General features: G+C 60.5%; 18 protein-coding genes. 8 read left to right on the top strand and 10 right to left on the bottom strand.

Translation table 11 applies throughout. The annotated features are described in order from the left end of the window. The first annotated feature begins 19 nt into the window (after window positions 1-19). The 3 genes from HX793_RS18790 to HX793_RS18800 are packed head-to-tail and all read left to right on the top strand — an operon-like array spanning window position 20 to window position 2,712. Window positions 20-1,243 (top strand): SfnB family sulfur acquisition oxidoreductase, encoded by a 1,224-nt coding sequence (locus HX793_RS18790; RefSeq protein WP_177051988.1) that lies wholly within the window; start codon window positions 20-22, stop codon window positions 1,241-1,243. A 3-nt stretch (window positions 1,244-1,246) separates the two neighbouring features. After that, window positions 1,247-1,912: a methionine ABC transporter permease gene (locus HX793_RS18795; protein WP_016980232.1), complete on the top strand. Its 666-nt coding sequence runs from the start codon at window positions 1,247-1,249 to the stop codon at window positions 1,910-1,912. 29 nt (window positions 1,913-1,941) lie between these two features. Next, a complete protein-coding gene (locus HX793_RS18800; RefSeq protein ID WP_177097105.1) occupies window positions 1,942-2,712 on the top strand; it encodes a MetQ/NlpA family ABC transporter substrate-binding protein in 771 nt (256 codons plus the stop codon). Between the two features lie 103 nt (window positions 2,713-2,815). On the opposite strand, the gene soxR is transcribed toward HX793_RS18800, so the two are convergent. Beyond that, complete coding sequence (gene soxR / locus HX793_RS18805; protein ID WP_177097103.1) at window positions 2,816-3,265, bottom strand: redox-sensitive transcriptional activator SoxR; 450 nt, start codon at window positions 3,263-3,265, stop codon at window positions 2,816-2,818. A 100-nt stretch (window positions 3,266-3,365) separates the two neighbouring features. Between soxR and HX793_RS18810 the strand changes: the two genes are divergently transcribed. Then, entirely contained in the window at window positions 3,366-3,731 is a 366-nt protein-coding gene (locus tag HX793_RS18810) for an antibiotic biosynthesis monooxygenase (RefSeq protein ID WP_026000062.1), read from the top strand. Here HX793_RS18810 and HX793_RS18815 read toward each other — a convergent pair. The 4 genes from HX793_RS18815 to msuE all read right to left on the bottom strand — a co-directional run bounded on the left by HX793_RS18815 (window position 3,720) and on the right by msuE (window position 7,857). Next, complete coding sequence (locus HX793_RS18815) at window positions 3,720-4,823, bottom strand: sigma-54 interaction domain-containing protein (protein WP_016980226.1); 1,104 nt, start codon at window positions 4,821-4,823, stop codon at window positions 3,720-3,722. The two genes, HX793_RS18810 and HX793_RS18815, sit on opposite strands and share 12 nt — an antisense overlap. A gap of 11 nt (window positions 4,824-4,834) precedes the next feature. Continuing rightward, complete coding sequence (locus HX793_RS18820) at window positions 4,835-6,022, bottom strand: acyl-CoA dehydrogenase family protein (RefSeq protein WP_177097101.1); 1,188 nt, start codon at window positions 6,020-6,022, stop codon at window positions 4,835-4,837. Window positions 6,023-6,141: 119 nt separating this feature from the next. Beyond that, a complete protein-coding gene (ssuD, locus tag HX793_RS18825) occupies window positions 6,142-7,284 on the bottom strand; it encodes an FMNH2-dependent alkanesulfonate monooxygenase (protein ID WP_068932464.1) in 1,143 nt (380 codons plus the stop codon). Window positions 7,285-7,293: 9 nt separating this feature from the next. Then, window positions 7,294-7,857 (bottom strand): FMN reductase, encoded by a 564-nt coding sequence (msuE, locus tag HX793_RS18830; RefSeq protein WP_177051998.1) that lies wholly within the window; start codon window positions 7,855-7,857, stop codon window positions 7,294-7,296. Window positions 7,858-8,256: 399 nt separating this feature from the next. On the opposite strand from msuE, the gene HX793_RS18835 reads away from it, so the two are divergent. From HX793_RS18835 to HX793_RS18845, 3 genes are all read left to right on the top strand, one after another. Then, window positions 8,257-8,526, top strand: a complete 270-nt coding sequence (locus tag HX793_RS18835) for a hypothetical protein (protein ID WP_038844883.1) — start codon at window positions 8,257-8,259, stop codon at window positions 8,524-8,526. A gap of 233 nt (window positions 8,527-8,759) precedes the next feature. Then, a complete protein-coding gene (locus HX793_RS18840; RefSeq protein WP_177097099.1) occupies window positions 8,760-9,920 on the top strand; it encodes a cysteine desulfurase family protein in 1,161 nt (386 codons plus the stop codon). A gap of 37 nt (window positions 9,921-9,957) precedes the next feature. Continuing rightward, window positions 9,958-11,766: an aminopeptidase P family protein gene (locus tag HX793_RS18845; protein WP_177097097.1), complete on the top strand. Its 1,809-nt coding sequence runs from the start codon at window positions 9,958-9,960 to the stop codon at window positions 11,764-11,766. On the opposite strand, the gene HX793_RS18850 is transcribed toward HX793_RS18845, so the two are convergent. Then, window positions 11,759-12,667, bottom strand: coding sequence for a LysR family transcriptional regulator (locus tag HX793_RS18850; RefSeq protein ID WP_177052004.1), 909 nt, complete (start codon window positions 12,665-12,667; stop codon window positions 11,759-11,761). The genes HX793_RS18845 and HX793_RS18850 overlap by 8 nt on opposite strands. 115 nt (window positions 12,668-12,782) lie before the next feature. On the opposite strand from HX793_RS18850, the gene HX793_RS18855 reads away from it, so the two are divergent. Continuing rightward, window positions 12,783-13,769, top strand: coding sequence for a zinc-dependent alcohol dehydrogenase family protein (locus tag HX793_RS18855; RefSeq protein ID WP_177097095.1), 987 nt, complete (start codon window positions 12,783-12,785; stop codon window positions 13,767-13,769). On the opposite strand, the gene HX793_RS18860 is transcribed toward HX793_RS18855, so the two are convergent. The 4 genes from HX793_RS18860 to rhtA form a co-directional block, all read right to left on the bottom strand. Then, a complete protein-coding gene (locus HX793_RS18860) occupies window positions 13,766-14,356 on the bottom strand; it encodes a 2-hydroxychromene-2-carboxylate isomerase (RefSeq protein ID WP_177052007.1) in 591 nt (196 codons plus the stop codon). The two genes, HX793_RS18855 and HX793_RS18860, sit on opposite strands and share 4 nt — an antisense overlap. A gap of 36 nt (window positions 14,357-14,392) precedes the next feature. Next, window positions 14,393-15,124, bottom strand: a complete 732-nt coding sequence (locus HX793_RS18865; RefSeq protein WP_016980215.1) for an SDR family oxidoreductase — start codon at window positions 15,122-15,124, stop codon at window positions 14,393-14,395. Window positions 15,125-15,234: 110 nt separating this feature from the next. Continuing rightward, the gene (locus tag HX793_RS18870) at window positions 15,235-15,516 is read right to left on the bottom strand and encodes a hypothetical protein (RefSeq protein ID WP_016980214.1); all 282 of its coding nucleotides are present in this window, start codon (window positions 15,514-15,516) and stop codon (window positions 15,235-15,237) included. Window positions 15,517-15,680: 164 nt separating this feature from the next. Continuing rightward, window positions 15,681-16,568 carry a threonine/homoserine exporter RhtA gene (gene rhtA / locus HX793_RS18875; protein WP_178905530.1) on the bottom strand — a complete coding sequence of 296 codons (888 nt, stop codon included), beginning with the start codon at window positions 16,566-16,568 and terminating at the stop codon, window positions 15,681-15,683. Window positions 16,569-16,823 lie beyond the last annotated feature (255 nt).

A 16,823-nucleotide genomic window follows, 5' to 3' on the forward strand; every position in this document is an offset into this window, starting at 1 on the left:
ATTCGCCCGAGAGCGTTGTATGTCTGTACTGCCTGTATCTGCCGATTACCCGATCCACACGCCCCATGCCGCCTTGATCCGCGATGCAGCCGAGGCGATCGCCGTCGCCCATCGCGTCGCCGCCGTCCTCCTGGAACAGGACGCCGAGCGCGACCGCACCCGCCAGGTGCCCGCCGAGGTGGTGGACCTGTATTCCAACAGTGGCCTGTGGGGCATCAGTGTGCCGCGCGAGTTTGGTGGGGCGCAGGTGTCTTACGCGGTGCTGGCCCAGGTGATCGCGATTATTTCGGCGGCCGACCCGTCATTGGGGCAGATCCCGCAGAACCACTACTGCCTGCTGGAAGATATCCGCCTGCAAGGTACGCCCGTGCAACAGGCGCATTTCTTCGGCTTGGCCTTGCAGGGCCATCGCTTTGCCAATGCGCTGTCGGAAACCGGCGGCAAGCACGTGCAGGACATCCAGGCCACTATTCGCCGTGAAGGCGACGGCTATGTGATCAACGGGCGCAAGGGCTATTGCACCGGTTCGCTGTACGCCCATTGGCTGGCAGTGCTGGCGCTGGATGAACAGCAAAACGCCCAGTTGGCCTTTGTACCGCGTGGCACTGAAGGGCTGGTGGTGGTTGACGATTGGGACAGCATGGGCCAGCGCACCACCTCCAGCGGGACGGTACTCGCGCAGGACTTGCGGGTGCCGGCATTCAATCTGTTTCCCACGCACAAATCCTACGATTCCCCAACGTTGGCCGGTCCTTTCGCACAACTGACCACTGCCGCCATCGACGCGGGCATTGCCCGTGCGGCGCTGCGCGACACCGTGCAGTTCGTGCAGCAATTCGCCCGGCCGTGGATCGATGCCGGGGTAGAGAAAGCCAGTCAGGATCCACTGACCATCATTCAGGTCGGTGCCCTGGATATTCGCCTGGAAGCCGCCGAAGCCTTGCTCGACCGCGCCGGTTTTGCCCTGGATGCCGCGCGCCCGGCCCCAGATGAAGACAACGTCGCCCACGCGTCTCTGGCCGTCGCCCGCGCCAAAGTGCTGACCACTGAAATCGCGATTGAAGCCAGCAACAAACTGTTCGAACTGGGGGGCACCCGTTCCACCTTGAAGAAGCACAACTTCGACCGTCACTGGCGCAACGCGCGGGTCCACACCCTGCACGACCCGGTGCGCTGGAAGTACCACGTGGTAGGCAATTGGTTGCTCAACGGCGCCAAGCCGCCGCGCCATGACTGGTCGTGATCCATGGCCGAACTGTTCAAGAACATCTATTGGGCCGATATCGGCCAGGCCTGCCTGGAAACCCTGAGCATGCTCGCCGCTGCGCTGGGTTTTACCGTGCTGCTGGGGCTGCCCCTGGGTGTGTTGCTGTTTCTCACCGGCAAGCGCCAGTTGCACGAGGCGCTGGTGGTGTATCGGTTGCTGTCGGTGGTGGTCAATGTGCTGCGGTCTCTGCCGTTCATCATCCTGCTGATCGTGTTGATCCCGCTAACCACCTTGCTGGTGGGCACCTCCCTCGGCGTGCCGGGCACCATCCCGCCGCTGGTGGTGGGCTGTACGCCGTTCTTTGCGCGGCTGGTGGAAACCGCGCTGCGCGAGGTGGATCGCGGCGTGGTCGAGGCCACCCAGTCCATGGGCGCCAGCACCTGGCAGGTGATCCGCCACACGCTGTTGCCGGAGGCCCGGGGCGGGCTGCTGGCGGCAGTGACCGTGACCGCGATTGTGCTGGTGGACTACACCGCCATGGCCGGCGTGATCGGTGGCGGCGGCCTGGGTGACCTGGCGATTCGCTACGGCTACCAGCGTTTTCAGACCGACGTAATGGTGGTCACCGTGGTGTTGCTGTTGGTGCTGGTGCAGGCCCTGCAGATGACCGGTGACCGTTTGGTGGCGCGTTACAGCCGCCGTTGATTCCTATAACAACTGCTTTCGGAGCCTGTATGAAAAAGTCCCTGGCCATTTTGGCCGCTGTCCTGTCGCTGAATGCCGTTGCCAATGAAAAACTGGTGGTCGGTGCGACCCCTGTGCCCCATGCGGAAATTCTCGAGTTCGTCAAACCGGTGCTGGCCAAGGAGGGCGTGGACTTGCAGATCAAAGTCTTCACCGACTTTATCCAGCCCAACCAACAACTGTCGTTGAAGAACATCGACGCCAACTATTACCAGTACCGCCCGTTTCTCGACGACTACAACAAGACCCGTCACACCGATCTGGTACCGGTGGTGGGCGTGCATATCGAACCCTTTGGCGCTTACTCGACCAAGATCAAAAACATCGCGGAGCTCAAGGACGGCGCCACGGTGTCGATCCCCAACGACCCGGTCAACACGGGCCGTGCCCTGGTGCTGCTGGATGAGGCGGGCCTGATCAAACTCAAGGACCCGAGTAACACCCTGAGTACGCCGCGCGATATCGCGGAAAACCCCAAGCATTTGAAAATCCGCGAACTGGAAGGCGCCTTGCTGGCCCGTTCGGTGAGCCAGGTGGATTTGGCGTTTGTGTTTGCCAACTACGCGCTGGAAGCGGGGATCGATACCAACAGCGCGTTGATCGTGGAGAAGGGCAAGTCGCTGTACGTCGAGTACCTGGTGGCGCGGCCGGATAACATCAACGACCCGCGCATCCAGAAACTGGCCAAGGCGTTGAATTCCAATGAAGTGCGTCAGTTCATCCTGACCCGTTACAAAGGTCAGATTGCCCCTGGGTTCTAAGAATTAAACACACATTCCTGTAGGAGCCCGGCTTGCCGGCGATAGCGTCCTCATGACCGCCATCGCCGGCAAGCCGGGCTCCTACAATGATTGGGTTTGCAGGTCATGCGGTTGGGGTGGGTTCCAGCAATTGAGCCCCCGGCCCACGCTCACCCAGTTGATCATCCTGATTACGCAACGGGCACGCCTCCATCGACAGGCACCCGCAGCCAATACAGCCACTGAGCTTGTCCCGTAGCAGCATCAGTTTATTGATGCGCTCATCCAGGTCTTCCCGCCACAGTGCGGACAAGCGCTCCCAATCCTGCGCCGTGGGCGTGCGTCCATCCGGCAAGGCCTGCAACGCCTCGCCGATCGTTGCCAGTGGTATGCCCAAACGCTGGGCGATCTTGATCACCACCACGCGCCGCAACACATCCCGTGGATAACGCCGCTGGTTGCCGGCATTGCGATTGCTCTTGATCAAGCCCTTGGTTTCATAGAAATGCAGAGCCGTGACCGCTACACCGCTGCGAGCGGCCAGTTGGCCGACCGTGAGTTCCTTGTTGAGCATGAAAAACTCCCAGACAATGCTTGACCTTGACTTAACTAGAGGTTTTACCCTGCGTGGCATCGAATCGCAAGATTTCGCCTACAGAGGAAGGGGAGTGTTCATGCAGGTATCAGAGAAAAATCGCAGCTTCACTCAATTGATTGAATTTCAGATCGAGCCCCAGCAGCAAGTCGCCCTGGTGGCGGCCTTGACCACCCAAAGCGAACGCCTGGCCCAAGGCCACGGCGGCTTTATCAATGCCAGTGTGCAGGTCAGCGATGACGGACGGCGGGTGCTCAACTACCTGCAATGGCGCTCGCGTGAAGACGGCGAGGCGGCGTTTCAGTGCTTTGAGCATGGCGAGGAAGATTTCTGGACGCTGATCCGCGCCCACCAGGCCACGGCGGTGACCTTTGGTTCGTTCCAGGTGCTGCGCAGTTTCGAGCGCAGCCATGACAACGCGTTGCACTGCCGCCTAAATGGATAAATGCAGCATGCGCTCGCCTTGCACGTTTTCACCGGGGCGGCGCTTGTTCACCGCCAGCTCGCCGATCTTGATCAGGCGCGTGCGCGTGACGTTGCGGCTCAAGCCCAGCAGGTTGGCGGTGTGCACCTGGTTGTAATGGCTGAAACGGTAGGCGGCGCGTAGCAGGGCATCTTCAACCTTTTCATGCAGGGCGCCGGCCTGTTCTTCGAAGAGCTTTTGGAAGGCGCGCGCGAGCAAGGCTTCGGCGCTGTTGTCGGTGCCGTGCGGGCTGTCGTCCTGACGTTCGATGCGCATATTCGACAGGCGCAGGTCGTCTCGTTCGATCACGCCGTTACGGCAGATCAACAGGGTGTGGTGAATCACGTTCTCCAGCTCGCGGATGTTGCCGGGCCAGCTGTAGCTCTTGAGTTTGTGCTCGGCCTCACGACTGATCGTGATCGGGCCGTAGCCCAGGCGCTGGCTGTAGGCTTCGATGAAGTGTCGGGTCAGCGGCAGGATATCGCCGGGGCGCTCGCGCAGCGGGCTGAGTTCCAGGCTGACCACGTCGAGACGGTAGTAGAGGTCTTCGCGGAAATGCCCGGCGTTGATGGCCTTTTCCAGTTGCACATTGGTCGCGGCCAATACGCGCACATCAATCGGAATGCTCTTACGCGAACCTAGGCGCACGACTTCACGTTCCTGTAGGACGCGCAACAGCTTCACTTGGATTGCCATCGGCAGATCACCGATCTCATCGAGGAACAAGGTGCCGCCGTCGGCTTCTTCAAACCAGCCGGCCTTGGCACTGAGGGCGCCGGTAAAGGCGCCTTTTTCATGGCCGAACAGCTCGGCTTCCACCAGGGATTCGGAGAACGCCCCGCAATTCACCGCCACGAAAGGCCGGTTGCGCCGCGCGCTGAGGTTATGGATATGGCGCGCCACCAGCTCTTTACCGGTGCCGGTCTCGCCGATGATCAGCACGCTGGCTTCGCTGGGCGCCACTTGCTGGATATGGTCGAGCAACGCCTGGGATTTCGGGTCTTCGAAGACCTGGGCCGTGGCGCGGATCGACGTCGCAAGGGCGGGCGAGGGCGGTAGGGTCAACAGCTGCATGGGCACCTCTCTTAGGAATAGAACGTAGGAATCGGCAGGGATTGGTTCAACGCCCAATCCCCCAGTTCGTGGAGTTTGTAGTCCACCGGATCGTGCAGGGTCTGTGTGCGCAGGTTGCGCCAGTGACGGTCCAGACGCAGCGAGGCGTGGGTGGAGCGCGCGCCGGTCACTTCAAACAACCGGCTGCACAGGTCCAGGCCCTGGCGGGTGGCGGCGACTTTGGCGGTGGCGATGGCGATAGCCAATTGGCCGCGCTCGGTTTCGCTGAGGTTCGCACCCTTGGCCCAGGCTTGGTCGAGCAGCTCGGCGGCGCGTTCCACCAGCAGGCGAATACCTTCCAGGGCGACCCAGAACTCACCGTAGTGATGCAGCACGTAAGGGTCTTGGCGCACGTCTTCAGCCGAGGACTTATGCCAGGCGCGCGTTTCGGTCAGGGTGTAATTGCGGGCTTCTTCGAAGGCGCCTTCGGCAATCCCGAGAAACATATGCGTGAAGGTCAACTGGGCAATCAGCGGGCGCAGGCAGGCAAAGGGCGTGCTCAGTGGGCCGGGATCGAGCAGCAATTCGGATTCTTCGACGCGTACGCGTTCGAAGCTGGCGCTGCCACTGTCGGTCTGGCGCTGACCGATATTGTTCCAGTCGTTGTGCAAGGTAATGCCGCTGCGCCCGCTGGGGATTGCGGCGATCAGCAGCTTGCCGCCGGCCGTTTCATCGACTGCCGAGGCGATCAGCATCTCCGAGTCGCTGGCGCCGGAGCAGAAGCTCTTTTTGCCGGAGAACTCGCGCCAGCCGCTGAAATCCTTGACCACCGTGCGGGTGTCCAGCGGGTTGAGGGCGTTGCCCCAGAACCAGTTTTTGCGTGCGGTCTGTTCAAACCAGGGTTGCCATTGGTCCGGGCGCGCAAACAGGCGCACGGTGGCGAGCATCAGGTGGTGAAAACCGAAGACGTGGGCGATGGAACTGTCGACCTTGGCGAATTCGCGCACGATGCCCAGGGTTTCGCTCCAGCGTGCGCCGAGGCCGCCGTATTGGGTGGGGATGCTCAGGGCCAGCAGGCCGCTGTGGCGCAGGGCGTCACGTTCGGCTTTGGGCGTGCCGCCGCGCTCGTCGCGCTCGACGGCGGTGAGAGCGAATTCGGCGGCCAGCAGTTTGGCGGTCTGCAAGGGGGAGGGCAGGACGCTGTGGGGTTTGGCTGTCACGGGGTTTCCTCTATTTTCCTTGTAGGAGCTGGCTTGCCAGCGATGCGGGCGACTCGGTTCTGATGGGTATCGAGTTGAAGCTATCGCCGGCAAGCCGGCTCCTACAGAAGAGCAGCGGTTCAGGCCTTTGTCGTTGGCAGTACATCGTTGGCAATCATTTCGCCAAACGGGCCAGTGAGGTTGGTGACGCCACGTCCGGCCAGGCTGGCGTAGGGTTCCGGCAGCAGCGGGAACACCAGCTCGGCGAAGCGATACGCCTCTTCCAGGTGCGGATAGCCGGAGAAGATGAAGCTCTCGATCCCCAAATCCGCGTATTCCTTGATGCGCTCGGCGACTTGTTGCGGGTTGCCCACCAGTGCAGTGCCGGCACCGCCGCGCACCAGGCCGACGCCGGCCCACAGGTTGGGGGCGATTTCCAGGTTGTCGCGGCGCCCGTCGTGCAGGGCGGCCATGCGGCGCTGGCCTTCGGAGTCAAAACGCGAGAAGGATTTTTGCGCGGCGGCGATGGTTTCGTCGCTGATGTGTTCGATCAGTTTGTCGGCGGCTTTCCAGGCGTCCTCTTCGGTTTCACGCACGATCACATGCAGGCGAATGCCGAACTTCACGGTGCGTCCGTGGCGTGCGGCGCGTTCACGCACATCCGCGAGTTTTTCCGCGACGGCGGCCGGCGGTTCGCCCCAGGTCAGGTACACATCGACCTGTTCGGCGGCGAGGTCGTGGGCTGCGTCGGAGGACCCGCCAAAATACAGCGGCGGATAAGGCTTCTGCACCGGTGGGTAAAGTGCCTTGGCGTTCTGCACGCGCAGGTGTTTGCCTTCAAAATCTACCGATTCGCCCTGCAATACGCGGCGCCAGATCTGTAGGAATTCATCCGAGACTTCGTAACGTTCACTGTGGTCGAGGAAGCTGCCGTCGCCACGGTTTTCATCGGGGTCGCCGCCGGTCACCACGTTGATCAGCAAGCGGCCGTTGGACAGACGATCCAGCGTCGCCGCCATGCGTGCCGAGACCGTCGGCGAAATGATGCCCGGACGAATCGCCACCAGGTAACGCAGGCGTTCGGTCAGCGGCACCAGCGCCGACGCGATGACCCAGGAGTCTTCGCACGAACGCCCGGTGGGAATCAGCACGCCGTAGTAGCCGAGATTGTCAGCGGCCTGAGCTACTTGTTTCAGATAATTGAGGGTGACCGGCCGCGCACCTTGGGTGGTGCCCAAGTAATGTCCGTCGCCATGCGTGGGTAGAAACCAGAAAACATCCATGACCAATCCTTAAGCGATTTTCAGCAGAGAGGGGGAGTGCGCTGCAAACAAAGGCGCTGCACGTTCTGCCGCCAGTTGAATACGGGCTTTTAGTAATTCACTGGTGATGTGGTAGTCGGTGAAGTCCGCTTCGGTGGCGTACACACCAATCGGCAAGGTCAATGCCTGGAAAAAGCTGAACAGCGGCCGCAGTTGGTGATCGAGCACCAGCGCGTGGCGTTCGCTGCCGCCGGTGGCGGCAAGCAGTACCGGCGTGTTGATCAGGGCGTTGAGGCCGATCAGGTCGAACAGATGCTTGAGCAGGCCAGGGTAGGAGCCGCGATAGACCGGGGCGGCGACGATCAGCAGGTCGGCCTGTTCGATGGCCAACAGTTGGGATTCGACGTCTGCCGGCAGTTCGTCACGGGACAGCGCCGCCCCCAGCGGTCGGGCAATCTCGCCCAGTTCGATGAGGGTGGTCTGGATCGGCAGCAAGGTGCCCAGTTCGGCGAGCACTGCTTGGGTCAGCACGAGGGTGCGTGACGGGCGCCAGGTTCCGCCGGAGAGGGCAACGACATTCAGGGGACGGGTCATGAACAGTTCCTTTTTCAACAGGGGTGCAGAACGGGTAGGTGCAACCTGTTGAGCAAGAGCTATACCAACGGGCGCAGGCCTTGATTGGCGTGGGTTGCAAGCTCACTGCCGAAAAGTGTCGCTGTTGTCTGGCTGGTGATTTGTTGATTGGCTGTTGCGCTGGCAACAGTTGCGTGGGCAACAGTGCCGGCGCTCTGTAGCGTCAGTTATAGAGGGTTGCGTTTATTCCGTAAATGAACGTATTTCCATATTTATAGATCATAAAGAAATATGTAGGTGCCGCTATCGCAGGTGCCTTGGCGGTTGATAGCGACTATCAAGGCAGGTGATTTTTCACCGTGCGGGGCCGGGAGTAGCCTGTGTTCATTGACTCGAAACCTCCTTTGCAGGGCCGCCGCCATGAACCGATTCCTCGCCATTTCCTTATTGATCGTCAGCTCAGTCCTCGCCGGATGTGCGACCCATCCTTCACCTGAATTGCGCCCCTACACGGCGGAAGAAACCAAACAGTTGGCCCTGGAAGCATTGAGCCGTCGTGGTTTGTCGTTTGATGAATACCAACAGCAGCGCGCCGCACTGACCGGCCAGCCACAGAAGCCTTTCGGTTTTGATCGCCAGGGCGAAATGAACGCCGAACGCAGCGTGACCCTGCATGGTCGTCCCAGTTGAGCCTGCGCCTGGCGGCAAAAAGCCCGAGGATTCCCTTAAGGAACCTCGGGCTTTTTGTTTGCCATGGTGCGACTTCAGCCTGTTAAGCTGAATTTCAGGAGCGTTCCTACGCACATTTACATAAAGTGGTCCTTCTTTAATGGCATTCGATCGGTTAAACCTGATGACCTCTGTCCCGGTCCGTGCCCCTGAGACGCTGCTCTCGGGAACCTGCTCTGCGAGTTTTTAACGTCATGAATAAACGTCCGCTGTATTTCGACTACGCCGCCACCACCCCGGTGGATGAGCGGGTCATCCAGGTAATGGTCGAGTGTCTGGGCTTCAATGCCAATTTCGGTAACCCCGCGTCCAGTTCCCATGCGTTCGGCCAGGCGGCCCGGCACACGGTCGAGCAGGCGCGTCGCCAGGTAGCCGAGTTGGTCGGTGCCAACCCTGAGCAAATCGTCTGGACTTCCGGCGCCACCGAATCCAACAACCTTGCAATCAAGGGCGTGGCCCAGGCGCGAGGCGTGGCGGGTGGGCATATCATCACCAGCCAGATCGAACACAAGGCTACGTTGGATACCGCGCGGCAACTGCAGGAAGTCGGCGTGGCCGTCACCTACCTGGTGCCGGATGCCGATGGGCTGATCAGTGCCGATGCTGTCAGCGAAGCCTTGCGCGAAGACACGTTCCTGGTTTCGCTGATGCTGGTGAACAACGAACTGGGCACCCTCAACGACATCCCCGCCATCGGCGCGCGAGTGCGTGATCACGGCGCGTTGTTGCATGTGGATGCGGCGCAGGGCGCGGGCAAGGTGGCAATCGATCTGGCGCAGTGGCCAGTGGACCTGATGTCGTTTTCGGCCCACAAGTTGTATGGCCCCAAAGGGATCGGCGCGTTGTACGTCGGCCCACGGGCGCAGCAGAAGGTGTTGGCGCAGATCCACGGCGGCGGTCACGAAGGTGGCCTGCGCTCCGGCACCCTGGCGACCCATCAGATTGCCGGCATGGGCACCGCGTTTGCCCTGGCGGCGGCGTCTTTTGCTGAAGAAGAGGCGGTAATCGTCGCCTTGCGTCAGCGCTTGCTGGACCAGTTGGAGTCGGTGGCCGGCGTGCGCCTAAATGGCAGCGCGACTCAACGGATTCCACATACCCTGAGCCTCACGTTTGGCGAAGGCGAGTTCAACGCCGCTGCGTTGAGTGCAGGGATCGCGTTTTCCGCGACCTCGGCCTGCAATTCGGCAAGCAATGCGCCGTCCCATGTGCTCCTGGCGTTGGGCCATGATGCACGTAGCGCCGGCCGCACCATTCGCTTGAGCCTCGGCCGGTTTACCACCGAGCAGGATATCGACCAGGCAGTGCAATTGATCAAGGCAGCCCTGGCCAGCGCACCGGCGTTCTGGGCGGTCTGATTCACATAATAATTATTCGTGGTTAGCAGGAGACACAATGAGTACGCAGCCTTTGACCCATGGAACGGTTCCCCAGCGCCTGGCGCACACCCGTGAACTGATGAGCCGCGAGGGCATTCACGCCCTGCTGGTGCCGTCGGCCGACCCGCACTTGTCCGAGTACCTACCGGGTTATTGGCAGGGGCGGCAATGGTTGTCGGGGTTTCATGGTTCGGTGGGGACGCTGATAGTCACGGCGGATTTCGCCGGTGTGTGGGCCGATAGCCGTTACTGGGAACAAGCGACCAAGGAACTCAAGGGCAGCGGTATCGAATTGGTGAAACTGCAGCCGGGCCAACCAGGACCGCTGGAGTGGCTGGCCGAGCAGACGCCGGAAGGTGGCGTCGTCGCGGTGGACGGTGCAGTGATGGCCGTGGCCTCGGCGCGTACCCTGGGCGGCAAGCTGGCAGAGCGCGGTGCACAACTGCGTACTGATATCGACCTGTTGGATGAAGTCTGGAAAGACCGCCCGACGCTGCCGAACCAGCCGATCTATCAACACCTGCCGCCTCAGGCCACCGTCAGCCGTGGTGAGAAACTCGCCTCGCTGCGTGCGGCCTTGAAAGAGAAGGGCGCCGACTGGCACTTCATCGCGACCCTGGACGACATCGCCTGGCTGTTCAACCTGCGCGGCGGTGATGTTTCGTTCAACCCAGTGTTTGTGTCCTTTGCGTTGATCAATCAACAGCAGGCCACGTTGTTCGTGGCGCTGAGCAAGGTCGATGCCGAGTTGCGGGCGGTGCTGGAACAGGATGGCGTGACGCTGCGCGACTACAGCGAAGTGGCGGATGCCTTGCGTACGGTGCCGGCGGGCGCCAGTTTGCAGGTCGACCCGGCTCGCGTTACCGCTGGCTTGCTGGAAAACCTCGATACCGGCGTCAAGCTGGTCGAAGGCCTCAACCCAACGACACTTGCCAAGTCGCGCAAGAGCCTGGCCGACGCGGAGCACATCCGCCAAGCCATGGAGCAGGATGGCGCGGCGTTGTGCGAATTATTCGCCTGGCTGGACAGTGCGCTGGGTCGCGAACGTATCACCGAACTGACCATCGACGAACACCTGACCGCTGCGCGCACCCGTCGCCCCGGTTATGTGTCACTGAGTTTCAACACCATCGCCGCCTATAACGCCAATGGTGCGATGCCGCATTACCACGCCACTGAAGAAGAGCACGCAGTGATCGACGGCGATGGCCTGCTGCTGATCGATTCGGGCGGCCAGTACCTCGGCGGCACCACGGATATCACGCGGATGGTGCCGATCGGTACGCCGAGTGAGGAACAGAAGCGCGACTGCACCCGTGTGCTCAAGGGCGTGATTGCCTTGTCCCGGGCGCATTTTCCGAAAGGCATCCTGTCACCGTTGCTGGACGCCATTGCGCGTGCGCCGATCTGGGCCGAAGGCGTGGACTACGGCCACGGTACCGGACACGGCGTAGGCTATTTCCTCAATGTGCATGAAGGTCCGCAAGTGATTGCCTATCAGGCGGCCACTGCGCCGCAAACGGCGATGCAGCCGGGGATGATCACCTCCATTGAACCGGGCACTTACCGTCCGGGGCGCTGGGGCGTGCGTATCGAGAACCTGGTGTTGAACCGCGAAGCCGGCAAGACTGAGTTCGGCGAGTTCCTCAAGTTCGAAACATTGACTCTGTGTCCGATCGACACGCGCTGCCTGGAACCGTCGCTGCTGACGGTAGACGAGCGTGAGTGGTTCAACGCTTATCATGCCGAGGTGCGTGAGCGTTTGAGTCCATTGCTCGACGGTGCCGCACTTGAATGGTTGCAGGTGCGCACTGCGGCTATTTGATTGCCTGCAATTCGGGCGCCTGGGCCAGGGCGTCGGCCATATAGTCGACGAATGCCTTGACCCGGGCCGACTGGCGGCGATTGGGTGCTGACACCGCATGGATCGGCAGTGGTTGCGGGGTGTAGTCCTGCAATAACGCAATCACGCGGCCGGCGTTCAAATCGTCATGGAACAACCACAGGGGCGACAGCGCAATGCCAAGCCCCGTCAACACCATCTCCCGCACCGCTTCGGAGTTGTTGCTCTGGGCGTTGCCGGTGATGCGCACGCTGTGTCGCGTGCCATCCTTTTCGTAAACCCACTGGTTCTGGCTGCTGAGCAGGTTGAACAGCAGGCAGTTGTGCTGGCTGAGATCCTGCGGGGTTTTCGGTGTGGGATGGTTGGCCAGGTAGGCCGGGCTGGCCAGGGTGACACGGTGGGTGGTGCCGATCTGCCTGGCAATCAAGCCGCTGTCGCGCAGTTCACCGATTCGCAGGGTCACGTCCAGGCCTTCGCTGACCATGTCCTGCAGGTGATCGTTGAGTTGTAGGTCTACTTGTACGCCAGGGTATTTCTGCAGGAAATCGCTCAAGCGTGAAGCAATCTGCAGTCGCCCGAAACTCACCGATGAGCCCACGCGCAGGGGGCCGGCGATGGCCTCTTTGCCGGTCTGGAAGCTGTGTTCGGCAGCGTCCACGGCGGCGAGGATTTCGCGACAGTGGCTGTAGTACCGCTGACCTTCGTCGGTCAGGGACAGTTGGCGTGTACTGCGGGCAATCAGCTTGCCACCCAGTTCGGTTTCCAGGGCGCGCAGGACTTTGCTGATAGTGGGTTGGGTGGTTTGCATTTCTCGTGCGACGGCGGAGAAGGTGCCGCGTTCGATCACTCGAACGAAAATCGCCATTGCGTTGAGTTTGTCCACGGGTTTTCCCATTCATTCTTATCGAGCATACGCACTATAGTCGTTTGGTGTCTTATCGGCATGAGTCGGCTGACGGATCATTGACTTCATTCTTCGACGACGCGAGATCGCCAACATGACTGATATGCACGCTTTGATTGTGGACGCCGTGGATGCGCCGTTCCGGCTGACGACAATTGCCAAACCGTCAGCAGGCGTTGGCCAAGTGTTGGTCAGAATCTGCGCCAGTGGCCTTAATCCATTGGACGGGAAAGTCCGCGCCGGCCAGGCTGCCCACGCCCGGCAGCCATTACCGGCGGTGCTCGGCATGGACCTGGCAGGCACCGTGGAAGCCGTCGGCCCAGAGGTCAGTGATTGGCACGTAGGCGATAAAGTCTATGGGGTGGCGACTGGAATCGGTGGCGCACAGGGCTCGTTGGCCGAATACGCGGCCGTCGATGCCCGTTTGCTGGCGAAGAAACCCGAGGCCTTGAGCATGCGTGAAGCGGCGGTGTTGCCGCTGGTGCTGATCACCGCGTGGGAAGGTCTGGTGGACCGGGCACGTGTAGGTTCCGGGCACAAAGTGCTGATCCAAGGCGGCGCGGGCGGTGTAGGGCATGTCGCAGTACAATTGGCGCTTGCCCACGGAGCGCAGGTGTATGCCACGGGATCCGCCAAGCATCGCTCATTAATCGAGGGGCTGGGTGCGACGTTTATCGACTATCAGCAGCAGACGGTCGAAGAGTACGTCGCGCAGCATACCGCGGGCGAAGGCTTCGACATTGTGTATGACACCGTCGGCGGCGAAACACTGGATGCATCCTTTCGAGCCGCCAAGACCTATCACGGTCATGTCGTGAGTTGCCTGGGCTGGGGGCAACACAGCCTGGCACCGTTGTCGTTTCGTGGGGCGAGCTATTCGGGCGTGTTTACCCTATTACCGTTGCTGACCGGCAAGGGGCGCGAGCATCACGGGCAGATTCTTGCCGAGGCGGCGCGGTTGATCGATGCCGGCAAACTCAAGCCTATCCTGGATGGGCGTGCATTCGATTTGCACAGTGCGAACGCCGCCTACGATCTGCTCGCAAGCGGCGCGCAAGGGCGCTTGGCGATCGAGATCTAACTCAGGGCTTCGCGCACAAAATCCAGACGATCCTGGCCGAAGAACAGCTGGTTGCCTACAAATAGGCTGGGCGCACCGAACACGCCACGTTGAACGGCCTGTTCGGTGTTGTCCTTGAGGGCGGTTTTTACCGTCTCGTCATTGGCCAAGGCCAGAACCTCTTCGGGATTAAAACCCTGTTCGGTCAGCACGGCAGCAACAACGGCAGGGTCTCCCAAGTGACGACCATCCACCCAGAGGGCGCGGAACAGGCAATCCACAAAGTCATCGAAGCGCTCGGGGTGGCGCAATTGAATGCCGGTGACCGCTCGCATCAACAGCAGGGTGTTGATGGGAAAGTGCGGGTTGAACTTGAGCGGTACGTTGTAGCGGCGGGCATAGCGCGCCAGGTCATCAAACATGTAGCGACCTTTGGCGGGCACGGTGATGGGAGAGGCGTTGCCCGTGGCCTTGAACACGCCGCCCAATAACATGGGTTTATAAATCAGCTGCGTACCGGTTGAAGCGCATAGTGCGGGGAGCTGGGTGTAGGCCAGGTAGGTAGCGGGGCTGCCGAGGTCAAAGAAGAATTCCAGGGTTTTACGCATGGTCGATGCTCGCTGCTTATTATTGTGGGGGCGTGCTTACCAGGGTTCACTCCAGGGGCGCAGGTCGAGTTCAAACGTCCAGGCGTCGCGTGGCTGGCTGTGCAGGTACCAATAGTTATCGGCGATATGCTCGGGGTTGAGGATGCCGTCCTGGTCCTTGAGCGCGTATTTCTGCGGGAAATTGTCGCGAATGAAGTCGGTGTCGATGGCGCCGTCGACCACCACATGGGCGACGTGGATGTTTCTGGGCCCGAGTTCCCTGGCCATGCTTTGCGCGAGCGCCCGGATACCGTGTTTGGCGCCGGCGAAGGCGGCAAACCCTGCCGCGCCGCGCAATCCTGCGGTGGCACCCGTGAACAAAATGGTGCCTCGATTGCGCGTGACCATGCGTTTGGCCACTTCGCGGGCATTCAGGAAGCCGGAGAAGCAAGCCATCTCCCAGATCTTGAAATATTTGCGCGCGGTTTCTTCCAGGATGCTGCACGGCACGTTGGCGCCGATGTTGAACACGAAAGCTTCAATCGGACCTAGCTCGGTTTCGATCTGTTCGATCAGCGCGATGACGTCTTCTTCTTTACGTGCATCGCAGGCAAAGCCATGAGCTTCACCGCCTGTCGCGTGGATGCTGTCTACCAGCGGCTGCAATTTATCGGCGCTGCGGCGGGTGACACACGCCACGTAGCCTTCGCGGGCAAAGCGTTTGGCAATGGCGCCACCCGTTGCGTCTCCGGCGCCCACTACCAATACGATTTTCTTGTTGTGCGTCATGGGAACTCCCTTGGCTCGATGGTCGAGCAGGAGTGTAGACGCAGCGCCGCGAAGGGCTGGATGTGTAGCTGGAATTTAATAGAGCAGTCAGGGGGTGACTGCTCAATCGATTACTTGCAGATGACGATCATACTGCGGCTGGTGTAGCCGGCAGGGTTGAGGCCGAAGGGGTAGTCCCCTGGTTCCTCGGAGTTGTCACCGGACTTTGCGATAACCCGATAGCCCTTGGCGCCGCAAGAGTTGGTTGCACTGGTGTAGCACTGGTCCCAGGAAGAAGACAGGCCGGAACAGTTGATATGCAGCCCTTTTTTGCCACGTTTTACTTCTGTCTTGGTGGTCGCGGCACAACCGGCAATCGCCATGACCATTAACAGTATCAAAATTCGCTTCATTCCTATCCTTAATAGCCGCCTCGCAATGCTAGAGGCTGGCTCTACTCGCTCTCGGGTGTAGCGTTCGCGCTGTCCTTGTCGAAATTCTCCATGAATGACATTCGTTTACGGCTTAAACATGGCCTAAATGAGCGCCAAATGCCAGAGCTACATTCAAACAGCCTTCAATCCGCTGGAACCAGCGGCTTTGACTCGCTGCGCATCGTCACGGTAGCGCCTACGGAGGCCAGGATGATGCACATGATTGCCAGCCATTGTGCAAGTGACAGGTGTTCGTGCAGGAACAGCAGGCCGGAGAGGGCACCAAACGCCGGTTCGATGCTCATGAGCGTGCCGAAGGTGCGGGCAGGGAGGCGCGTCAGTGCGACCATTTCCAGGGTGTAGGGCAGGGCGGTGGACAGAATGGCGACACCGATGGCGACCGGGATCAGGGCGGGCGTCAGCAAGGCGCTGCCTGCGTGGACGATGCCGATAGGGGCAACAAACAAGGCAGCGATCATTACGCCGAGGGCGGCGGTCTGTACCCCGTTGTCATTACCGGCTTTCTGACCATACAGAATGTAGAGCGCCCAGCAGACACCGGCGCCCAGAGCGTAGCCCGCTCCCAGCAGGTCGATGCCGCTGCTCGCTTCACCCATGGGGATTAGCAAGAGCAGGCCGATGATCGCCAGGGCAATCCAGAGGAAGTCGACGGCGCGCCGAGAGGTATAGATCGCGACGGCAAGCGGCCCGGTGAATTCCAGGGCGACCGCAATCCCAAGAGGTACGCTGCGCAAGGACATATAGAAGAGGAAGTTCATGCCGCCCAATGCCATTCCGTAGACGATCACCGTCCGCAGGGACTTTGCCGTCAACTTGGCGCGCCATGGGCGTAATAGAAGCAGCATGATCACGCTAGCAAAAATCAGGCGTAGGGCCGTGGTGCCTTGTGCGCCGACGATAGGGAACATGCTCTTGGCCAGTGAGGCACCGGACTGGATGGAGGCCATGGCGATCAGCAGCAGGCCGACAGGGAACAATGTCGAGGCCAGGCTGCGGGGGGAGGTGGTCATTTGGGAGTGTTCGTCCGAAGTCATATTAAGAGAAACGTCGGCGCTATGATGCTTAACTGTTTGAGATTGGGCAATATATTGCTCAATTATCCTTATCGAGAGGCTAAAAAAGGCGATTTAGCGGTTTTCAGCCCCGTTGATAGAAAAAACAAATTAAGGGTTGACGGCAGATTCCAGGTGTCTATAATTCGCCCCACTTCCGGCGCAGTAGAAACGGAAAACTCCTTGGTAACCAATGAGTTATGTAAGTTTCGG

Source organism: Pseudomonas reactans (assembly GCF_013387025.1).
GTDB classification, from domain to species: domain Bacteria; phylum Pseudomonadota; class Gammaproteobacteria; order Pseudomonadales; family Pseudomonadaceae; genus Aquipseudomonas; species Aquipseudomonas reactans.

What these genes read in the sequence shown, in the direction of transcription:
- HX793_RS18790 (WP_177051988.1), top strand. Translation starts at nt 20, where the DNA reads ATGTCTGTACTGCCTGTATCTGCCGATTACCCGATCCACACGCCCCAT.
- HX793_RS18795 (WP_016980232.1), top strand. Translation starts at nt 1,247, where the DNA reads ATGGCCGAACTGTTCAAGAACATCTATTGGGCCGATATCGGCCAGGCC.
- HX793_RS18800 (WP_177097105.1), top strand. Translation starts at nt 1,942, where the DNA reads ATGAAAAAGTCCCTGGCCATTTTGGCCGCTGTCCTGTCGCTGAATGCC.
- soxR (WP_177097103.1), bottom strand. Translation starts at nt 3,265, where the DNA reads ATGCTCAACAAGGAACTCACGGTCGGCCAACTGGCCGCTCGCAGCGGT.
- HX793_RS18810 (WP_026000062.1), top strand. Translation starts at nt 3,366, where the DNA reads ATGCAGGTATCAGAGAAAAATCGCAGCTTCACTCAATTGATTGAATTT.
- HX793_RS18815 (WP_016980226.1), bottom strand. Translation starts at nt 4,823, where the DNA reads ATGCAGCTGTTGACCCTACCGCCCTCGCCCGCCCTTGCGACGTCGATC.
- ssuD (WP_068932464.1), bottom strand. Translation starts at nt 7,284, where the DNA reads ATGGATGTTTTCTGGTTTCTACCCACGCATGGCGACGGACATTACTTG.
- msuE (WP_177051998.1), bottom strand. Translation starts at nt 7,857, where the DNA reads ATGACCCGTCCCCTGAATGTCGTTGCCCTCTCCGGCGGAACCTGGCGC.
- HX793_RS18835 (WP_038844883.1), top strand. Translation starts at nt 8,257, where the DNA reads ATGAACCGATTCCTCGCCATTTCCTTATTGATCGTCAGCTCAGTCCTC.
- HX793_RS18840 (WP_177097099.1), top strand. Translation starts at nt 8,760, where the DNA reads ATGAATAAACGTCCGCTGTATTTCGACTACGCCGCCACCACCCCGGTG.
- HX793_RS18845 (WP_177097097.1), top strand. Translation starts at nt 9,958, where the DNA reads ATGAGTACGCAGCCTTTGACCCATGGAACGGTTCCCCAGCGCCTGGCG.
- HX793_RS18855 (WP_177097095.1), top strand. Translation starts at nt 12,783, where the DNA reads ATGACTGATATGCACGCTTTGATTGTGGACGCCGTGGATGCGCCGTTC.
- HX793_RS18860 (WP_177052007.1), bottom strand. Translation starts at nt 14,356, where the DNA reads ATGCGTAAAACCCTGGAATTCTTCTTTGACCTCGGCAGCCCCGCTACC.
- HX793_RS18865 (WP_016980215.1), bottom strand. Translation starts at nt 15,124, where the DNA reads ATGACGCACAACAAGAAAATCGTATTGGTAGTGGGCGCCGGAGACGCA.
- HX793_RS18870 (WP_016980214.1), bottom strand. Translation starts at nt 15,516, where the DNA reads ATGAAGCGAATTTTGATACTGTTAATGGTCATGGCGATTGCCGGTTGT.
- rhtA (WP_178905530.1), bottom strand. Translation starts at nt 16,568, where the DNA reads ATGACCACCTCCCCCCGCAGCCTGGCCTCGACATTGTTCCCTGTCGGC.